Annotated in this window: 6 protein-coding genes and 1 pseudogene; 6 read left to right on the forward strand and 1 reads right to left on the reverse strand. The window is 62.6% G+C overall.

Annotation, left to right across the window (positions count from 1 at the left end; translation table 11 throughout):
• Positions 1–44: 44 nt before the first annotated feature.
• From ACSSV3_RS12355 to ACSSV3_RS12365, 3 genes and pseudogenes are all read left to right on the forward strand, one after another.
• Positions 45–2,502 (forward strand): annotated as a pseudogene (locus ACSSV3_RS12355) (TonB-dependent receptor).
• A gap of 29 nt (positions 2,503–2,531) precedes the next feature.
• The gene (locus ACSSV3_RS12360; RefSeq protein WP_354326274.1) at positions 2,532–3,305 is read left to right on the forward strand and encodes a sulfite exporter TauE/SafE family protein; all 774 of its coding nucleotides are present in this window, start codon (positions 2,532–2,534) and stop codon (positions 3,303–3,305) included.
• Between the two features lie 16 nt (positions 3,306–3,321).
• Positions 3,322–4,125 (forward strand): lipid II flippase Amj family protein, encoded by an 804-nt coding sequence (locus tag ACSSV3_RS12365; protein WP_354326276.1) that lies wholly within the window; start codon positions 3,322–3,324, stop codon positions 4,123–4,125.
• Between the two features lie 141 nt (positions 4,126–4,266).
• Here ACSSV3_RS12365 and ACSSV3_RS12370 read toward each other — a convergent pair whose 3' ends face one another.
• Positions 4,267–5,586, reverse strand: a complete 1,320-nt coding sequence (locus ACSSV3_RS12370; RefSeq protein WP_354326277.1) for a ferredoxin reductase family protein — start codon at positions 5,584–5,586, stop codon at positions 4,267–4,269.
• A gap of 396 nt (positions 5,587–5,982) precedes the next feature.
• Here ACSSV3_RS12370 and ACSSV3_RS12375 point away from each other — a divergent pair, with 396 nt between their 5' ends.
• From ACSSV3_RS12375 to ACSSV3_RS12385, 3 genes are all read left to right on the forward strand, one after another.
• Positions 5,983–6,687 (forward strand): VIT1/CCC1 transporter family protein, encoded by a 705-nt coding sequence (locus ACSSV3_RS12375; protein WP_354326278.1) that lies wholly within the window; start codon positions 5,983–5,985, stop codon positions 6,685–6,687.
• Between the two features lie 376 nt (positions 6,688–7,063).
• Positions 7,064–7,468: a cytochrome b/b6 domain-containing protein gene (locus ACSSV3_RS12380; protein WP_354326297.1), complete on the forward strand. Its 405-nt coding sequence runs from the start codon at positions 7,064–7,066 to the stop codon at positions 7,466–7,468.
• A 9-nt stretch (positions 7,469–7,477) separates the two neighbouring features.
• Positions 7,478–7,969 (forward strand): helix-turn-helix transcriptional regulator, encoded by a 492-nt coding sequence (locus ACSSV3_RS12385; RefSeq protein WP_354326280.1) that lies wholly within the window; start codon positions 7,478–7,480, stop codon positions 7,967–7,969.
• Positions 7,970–8,487: the final 518 nt, after the last annotated feature.

Here is an 8,487-nt window from a genome sequence, read left to right on the forward strand (position 1 = left end):
CCGCTTGCAAAGGCGAGACCATGTATCCGAATTCGATCCGCAGCATGCTGCTGCTTGGCGCGGCGTTGACCGCGATTTTCCCGACGACTGTCACCGCGCAGGACGCGGTGTCCGACGATGATGCAACCACCGCCGCCGCCGCAGAGCTTAAGGTGTATGAAATGATCGTCACAGCTCGCAGGCGTTCTGAACGCGCGCAGGACATTCCGATTGCAGTGTCGGTGCTCGATTCCAAGCAGCTCGACGAGACCGGGGCGTTCAACGTGAACCGGCTCCAGCAGCTTGCGCCTACGCTGCAATTCTATTCCTCCAACCCGCGCAACACGGCCGTGAACATCCGCGGGCTGGGCGTGCCCTTCGGCCTGACCAGCGACGGGTTCGAACAGGGCGTCGGCATCTACGTGGACGACGTCTATTACTCGCGCGTTGCCTCGGCGACCTTCGATTTCCTCGATGTCGCCCAGATCGAGGTGCTGCGCGGCCCGCAGGGCACGCTCTACGGCAAGAACACCACTGCCGGCGCGATCAACATCACCACCAATCAGCCGAGCTTCGATTTCGAGGGGCGGGCGGAGATCAGCCTCGGCAATCTCGAGTTCCGGCAGGCGGGCGGAGATCAGCCTCGGCAATCTCGAGTTCCGGCAGGCGCGCCTCGCGGTGTCGGGTCCGTTATCGGAGAACGTCGCCGCCCGCATTGCCTTTTCCGGCACATCGCGGCGCGGTACGATCCGCAATGTCACGACCGGACAGGATATCCAGAGCCTCGATAACCTTGGTGTGCGCGCGCAGGTGCTGTGGGAGGCGGCGGATAACCTCAAGATCACGCTGGTGGGCAATTACAACAAGCAGGATGCCAATTGCTGCGGGTCGGTTTTCGTGCGCACCGGGGCAACCCAGCGGCCACTGAACCGCCAGTTCGCCGCGCTCGCCGCAGCGCAGGATTATACGCCGCCCAGCACCAACCCGTTCGACCGAGTGACCGATCTCGATTCGCAGCTCAACGCCGGCAACGTCATCGCAGGCGCTGCCTTGCGTGCGGTATGGGACATTGGCCCCGGAACCCTCACTTCAGTCACGGCATGGCGTTACTGGGACTGGAAGCCCGAAAACGATCGCGACTTTACCGGCTTGCCGATCGTCTCGCTGTCGCAGAACCCTTCGGAGCAGAACCAGTATACGCAGGAGTTCCGCTACGCCTATACGGGCGACAAATTCGACTTCGTGCTCGGAGCTTTCGCCTTCGACCAGCGGATCGACACGCAGGGCACCGAAGCGCACGGCCCTGCATCGAGCCGGTGGACGATTGCGCCGAACAATCCCCTCTCGCTCGATCCAAGCGTGCTTGACGGGTTGACCGCACGCAACACGCAAGTGCTCGAAAGCACCAGCCTCGCCCTGTTCGGCCAGCTGAGCTGGAAGCTTACCGATGCCTTCACCATCCAGCCGGGCGCGCGGCTCAATTACGACCGGAAGGCTGGCTTTTATCAGCGCCGCGTGTTCACCGGCACGGGCACGGAACTGATCGGCACCGAGACCGATGCCCGCAGTCGCGCTCAGCTCGGCGTGTTCCAGCCGCAGGTGAGTGCGCCCGAGGATACCGACTGGAACCTGACATATGACCTGACGCTCAGCTACGAACTCGCGCCCGATGTGCTGGCCTACGGCACCTATGCGCGCAGCTTCAAAACCCTAGGGATCAACCAGAACGGCCTGCCCACAGACGCCAATGCCGTGCCGATTGCTGAGGCAGGGACGATCCGCCCCGAAAAGGTCGATCACTTTGAGCTGGGCCTGAAGACCCAGTTCTGGGATCGCCGCGCGACCTTGAACCTCGCCGCCTTCCGCACCGAAATCCGCGACTATCAGGCGACAGTCAACAACGGCCAGTTCGGGGTGCTGCGCGGGTTCCTCGCCAATGCCGACAAGGTGCAATCGCAGGGAATCGAGGCGGATTTTTCGGTCCGCCCGAGCGAGCGGTTCACTGCCTATGCCAGTGGGGCATATACCGATGCCAAGTATGTGCGCTTCGTCGATGCGCCTTGCCCGCCCGAACTGTCGGGTGGCACCACGGCGACCGCGGGCCAAAACCCGTCCGCGCCCGGCACCCCGGGCGGGATCAGCCCGTCCAATTGCGACATTTCCGGCCAGCGCCTGCCGGGGGTATCGAAATGGGCATTTTCCTTTGGTGCGGAGGGCAACGTTTCGGCGACCTTCCTCGGCAAGACGGGAGAGGTCTATCTCGGTTATGACGGCAGCTATCGGTCGGGTTTCTCGTCCAATCCCTCGCCGTCGATCTACACCAATATCGACGGTTACCACCTGTCCAACTTCCGTTTTGGCTTCCGCTCGGAAGACGGGCTGAACCTGTTCGCATGGGTCAGGAATGCTTTTGACGAAGACTATTTCGAGCAGCTCTTCGTTGGCCCCGGCAACACCGGGCTGATTGCAGGGCTACCCGGCGACCCGCGCACTTGGGGCGCGACCGCCTCGATCACCTTCTAGACCTGCCAAAGCGCAGAGAGGACTACCTCATGCCTGACATAACCTCGCTCCTGATCGACATCGCGCCGTTCATCGCCATCGGCATAGCCGCGCAGATGATCGACGGAGCGCTCGGGATGGCCTTCGGGGTCATCACCCAGACCTTGCTGGTGAGCGCCATGGGCGTACCGCCCGCGACGGCCTCGGCCAGCGTGCATCTGGTCGAGCTGTTCACCACGGGCGCATCCGGGGCGAGCCATATCTGGCACCGCAATGTCGATTGGGGGCTGTTTTGGCGGCTGGTCCCCTTCGGCGTGCTGGGGGGCGTGAGCGGTGCCTATCTGCTGTCCAGCATAGACGCTTCGGCCGCGCGACCGTTTGTTATGCTCTACCTTACGGGAATCGGCTTCTACCTGCTTTGGCGGGCGATCCGGTTGTCGAAGCCTCGGTTTGAGGATCCACGCTACACCCGCCCATTAGCATTGGCAGGCGGGTTCCTCGATGCGGCGGGTGGCGGAGGATGGGGGCCGGTCGTCACCTCGAACCTGCTTATCCAGGGCGGCGACCCGAGGAAGATCATCGGCACAGTCAATTCCGCCGAGTTCCTGCTCACCCTTTCGATCTCGATCGCCTTTATCGCGACGCTGGGATTTGCCGCCTTCACGCTCGTCACCGTCGGCCTGATCATCGGCGGGGTCATCGCCGCACCGTTCGGGGCGATCCTCGCCAGCCGCGTCCAGCCTAGGACGCTGTTGCTGGCGGTGGCGGTGGTGCTGATCGTGACCAGCAGCTACAGCATCTTCCGGGCGTGGCCGATCATCTAGGGCCTTTGGACGTAGCATGGACACCGAACTGATCCTCATCTGCGCCTTGACCGGCGTGATCAACCTGATCGGTGCGCTCGCCTATGCTGCGCGCATTGCCGGGGTGCGCACCGGGCGGATTGCGTTGAGCTTTGCGCTGTTCAACGTGCTGCTGCTGGTGTCGCGCACCTCGAACGGGTTTTTGGGGCCCTTCCTCGCCAAGCGGATCGAGACCGGGTTGGCCAACGGCGCTGGTGATGCCTTGCTGTTCGATCTCAGGTTGGTGCTGTTTTCCGCCGCCGCTGCCGTGGCGCTTGGCATCCTTCTGGTGCCGACGGGCCAGCGCTTGTTCGCAGCGGCCATCACCTTCTTTCAGGCCAACCGCTCGACCGCGAAGCTGTTGTTACGAAGCGTGACCCCGTCGGGCCTCAGCACGATCCGAGATTCGGTCGCGTTGCCTTCTGCCGAGACGCTGCGATCGTTCAAAGGCCCGCGCGGGGTAAGCTGGCCGGTGCTTATCGCCAATGCCGCCGCGCAAGGCCTGCTGGCGGTGGGCGTGCTGGCCTCGCTCTATGCGGGTTATCTCGTCCCCGAGTTCCGCGTCACCGCCTCGCAGATGACCGCCATCGTCAACGGCTTTGCCACGATCCTGCTGTTTGCCCTGATCGACCCGCAGATTTCCGCGCTAACCGACGACGTGGTCGATGGCAGCGTAAGTGAAGCGACCTTCCGCCGGGCGATGATATGGGTGTCACTGAGCCGCCTCGCCGGCACGCTGCTGGCACAGGCGTTGCTGGTGCCTGCCGCAGTGGTGATTGCGTGGGCCGCCGGATGGCTATAGGGTGCCAGACTTAGCTCTGTTGCATTAGCTGCGCGGACCCAAGAACGTGCAGGACTGACCACATGAGTGCCAAGGGCATAACTCCGGCCAGCACAGCGGCGCACTCGTACAGATTGTCCAGATCGGTCCAGTAAGCCCGGCCTACCTCATCTCGAACATTTCACGGTGGAACAGGGTAGCAGGCAGGCCACCTGCTCGCATGGCGTGATGTAGGCTGTCACCAAATTTTGCTGGACCGCAAAACCATACGGCGGCGCTGCGCCATTGCGGAATCCACACGGCCAATTTTGGCAGATCGACAAATCCTTCTTGCCCGGTGTCGACAATGCGCAGCCGCACTCCGGCTGCATCTGCTGCGCGGCGAACTTCATCGATGAACCCGCCGTCAGGGGCGCCAGTCGAATAGATCAGATCGACGTCTGCTTGCTTGCCGGACAACGCGAGCGCTTCCATTCGCGCTATGAAAGGCGTGATCCCCACCCCTCCTGCGATCCACAGCTGCGGACCACTGGCCGAACCGAAGTCAAAGCGGCCATAAGGGCCTTCCACCGTGATGGCCTGCCCGACCTTGATGATCGTCGGCAGGCGCCGTGTATAGTCGCCGAGGCCTTTGATGCTGAATCCAAGGCGCCCGTTGTTGGCCCAGCCCGAAGACATGGTGAAAGGGTGGGCGTGTTCTGCGTCTGCGAAGCTCAGAAAGGCGAACTGTCCGGCCGCGTGGCCGGGCCAGGCTGTCGCCAGCTTCACCCCGACATCAAGGACAGCGTTGCCTTCGTGGATATGAAAATCGGTCACTTCGCCCACGAACCTGTGCGACTTGCCGATCCTTCCGAAGATCGACAATCCTGCCGCAACCGCCGCTGCCGCCAGCAGTCCGATCATCACCAATCCGATCGGCGCGCTCCAGTAGCTGGCCGGGGTCAGCACCACGGCGTGGAATGCCAGTGCCAGAAACACGAGCGCCATCAGGCGATGGGTCTTGAAGAACAGGTGGTAAGGAAACCGCCGCCACAGGGCGAGCGCGGCCAAGACCAATAGCAGGTAGAACGCCCACTCACCCAGATCGGCGGCGAAGTCCCTGAATTCGGCGAAGGGCCGCGGCTCTGCTACCGCGCCAATCACCCGCTGCCGGGGTTCCAGCCAGCCCCATTCGACCAGCCATTTGGGCCCCTTTTCCACCAACCAGTGAAGCACCGCCATCACGACAGCGGCGATGCCCAGCCATTTGTGCAGCCGATAGAACTTGTCGAGGCCGCCCAAGGCCGTTTCGATCTGAACTGGTCGTGCCGCGAGCAGGATGGCCACGGCCATAAAGGCAATCGCCAGGATACCGGTCAACGGCACAAGCAGTCCGCGGACCGGCCAGATCCCGCCTGACATCGGAGCAAGATCGACGCTCGTGAACCAAAGCGCGATCACCAATCCGATGACCGCGAAGAATGCCAGCTTCCAGCGCGTCATATCCGGTGTTCCGCGGAGCTAGTGTCGCCAGTTCTGGATTGAGTAGCTGCCACTATGCCTCGGGCAGGAGGCGATTTGTCGGCGATTGGGATGTTCAGCACTTGCATCAACTCCCGCACCTGCATCTCTGCAAGGGCGCCGGGGAATGGGACTGCGCGATCCGCAGCGTGCAAGCAATGTCCGCCGGTATCGGGCGAAGCTCGGGGCAGTGTGCTTATTGATCTAACCGAAGGTGCAGCGGATTGTTCCATGCGATGCCATTCGGATGACTATCGGTTGCGCGCTATTTGCCGGTCACTGGCAGTAGCGATCATCCTCCGCCGCTTGCTTTCCGCAGTGCATCGTCCGACAGCGGACATGTCCTCGCGCAGCTGCGACGGAGGAGGGAAGGCAACCATGAGCTCCGCGAGCGCGCATCCCGATGACCCCCATTATGTCCAGCGCACCGGATGGCTGCGGGCCGCGGTGTTGGGTGCCAATGACGGGATCGTTTCGGTCTCCTCGCTGATCCTCGGCGTGGCGGCGGCGACCCCCGAGCCGCGGGCAATCCTTGTCGCGGGTGTGGCCGCACTGGTCGCTGGCGCCATGTCGATGGCAGCGGGCGAGTATATCTCGGTCTCGTCCCAGCGCGATTCCGAGCAGGCGGATATCAAGCGCGAACAAGAGGCGCTGTCGCTGACGCCGGAGGATGAGCAGACCGAACTCGCCGCAATTTACCAAAGCCGGGGTCTCAGTGCCGAAACGGCGGCAACCGTGGCGCGGGAGCTTTCCGCGCTCGATCCGCTGGCCGCACATGTGCGGGATGAATTGGGTCTGTCCGATCACCTTGCAGCCCGTCCGTTGCAAGCCGCGCTGGCTTCGGGTGCAACCTTTAGCGTGGCAGCGGCTATCCCAGTCATTGCGGCATTTTTTTCGCCTCCTTCGGCCATCATTCTGTCCGTGCTGATCGTGTCGGTGCTGTCTTTGGCGATCCTGGGCGCTCTCGGAGCCAAGGCCGGCGCGGCGCCAATCGTGCCTGCAGTTCTGCGCGTGCTCGGCTGGGGCATCTTCGCAATGGCCATTACGGCTGCGGTCGGTTGGCTCTTCGGTGTCAGCGTCTGAGGCTCCTGACCTCCGCAGTTAGAGCATAAGCTACGGCTTATCTGCCTCATGTAAGCGGTGCGCCAATGGCTGTGCACGCCGCAGTGCCCCACCTCTTGCCTGCCGGTGCGCTTTTGGCCCCTTCATCGAAGACGGGGCCGGGCGCCTTGATAGGAGGCACTGCCATGAACAACAATGCACCATCGATCCGCCGCCGCTGGGATCCCGTGGTCAAGATCACCCATTGGTCAATAGCGATCGCCGTGCTCGCCAATGCCGTTTTCACAGAGGAAGGCTCAGGCCTTCATATCTGGGTAGGTTATGGCTTAGCCGCGATCCTTGGCCTGCGCTTGCTGTGGGGCCTGATCGGCCCTGCTGAAGCCCGCTTTGGTGCCTTCTGGCCCAGGCCCGCAAGGCTATGGCCCACCTGCGCGAGATCCGTACCGGGCAGTCCAGCCAGCACGCTTCGCACAATCCGTTGGGCGCCTTTATGGTCTATTCGATCTGGGGCTGCCTGCTGACGATCATCGCCACCGGAATTGCCATGGCAGGCGTGCCGCCGATCAGCCTCGCCGACAATGAAGTCGAGCAGCGCGGCGCAACCGAGTTGGTGAGCTCTGACCAACACAGCGAGGAACATAACGAGGGCGGTGAGGAAGGAGAAGGCCTGCTGGGCGAAGTGCATGAGACGGCCGCCAACCTGCTCTATCTGCTGATCCTGCTGCATCTGGCAGGCGTGCTGTTCGAAACCCGCCGGAGCGGGCGGCAGGTTCTTGTGGCGATGCTGCCGCTGCAGCGATAGGCAACTCAGATGCAGACACGCGCCCGCAAACTGGAACGCAAGGCAACCGGGATAACGATCCTGGTGGCCTTGCAGGCCTTAGCCGCAGCATTCTTCATCGCCGATCTGGCCGCAGATATCGTGGCCGAAGGTATGGGAGCGCATCTGCTGATCGAGGCGATGGCGGCCTTTGCCTTGCTTGCCGCCGTCGTGCTCGGCGCGTTGCAGGTGCGCGGACTGATCGCTTCGGCGCGGCGTGATGAAACGGCGATAGCTGCCGCCAAAGGCGCACTGGCCGAACTCATCCGCCTGCGCTTCGAGGAATGGACGCTTACCCCAGCCGAGGCCGATGTGGCGCTGTTTGCCATAAAGGGCTGCGACATCGCCCAAATCGCTGGGCTGCGCGGTTCAGCAACCGGCACGATCCGCGCCCAGTTGGCGCGGGTCTATGCCAAGGCCGGGGTGGATACACAGACCGGCCTGATCGCGCTGTTTCTCGAAGAGCTCGTCGATGCGCCTTGAGCAAATCATAATGGAGCGAGAGCCGGAATTCGCCTTTCCACCAACATCCGGTCTTTAGCCGGGTCGACCGGCGGTCTCCTAAGCAGCGTGTCGGCTTGTGGCGGAACCAGACGTTCAAATCGGCGGTTGTGAATGATCGGGTCTGGGCCGTTTGCAGAATGCCGCGTTCTGGCGACCAAAGGGCAAAAAGCTGTCATCCGCCATTACGGCACTCTCGGTGGGCCAGCCTTGTCGGCTGCTGTCTGAGATTCTCTGCGCAGAGACTGCGCCCCTGAGCCTCTTGCACAGTGCCTTTCTCAAGATGCCCTTCATGGAAAGGTGGACGGGCCATGGACCGATTTTTGACGATGATCTGGTCGCGCGCGAAAAAATCCGGGTTGCGCCTCCCTTTCGTCAAGCGAAGCCCGCCTGCGACGAGATTCGCTAGTGGATTGACTCCAACGTTTGGAACCCCCGGTTACGTGCGGCGATGATTTCGTCGGGGTCCGCCTTCCAGACGAAGGGCTTTGGATGGCTGG

Source organism: Porphyrobacter sp. MBR-49, assembly GCF_053628655.1.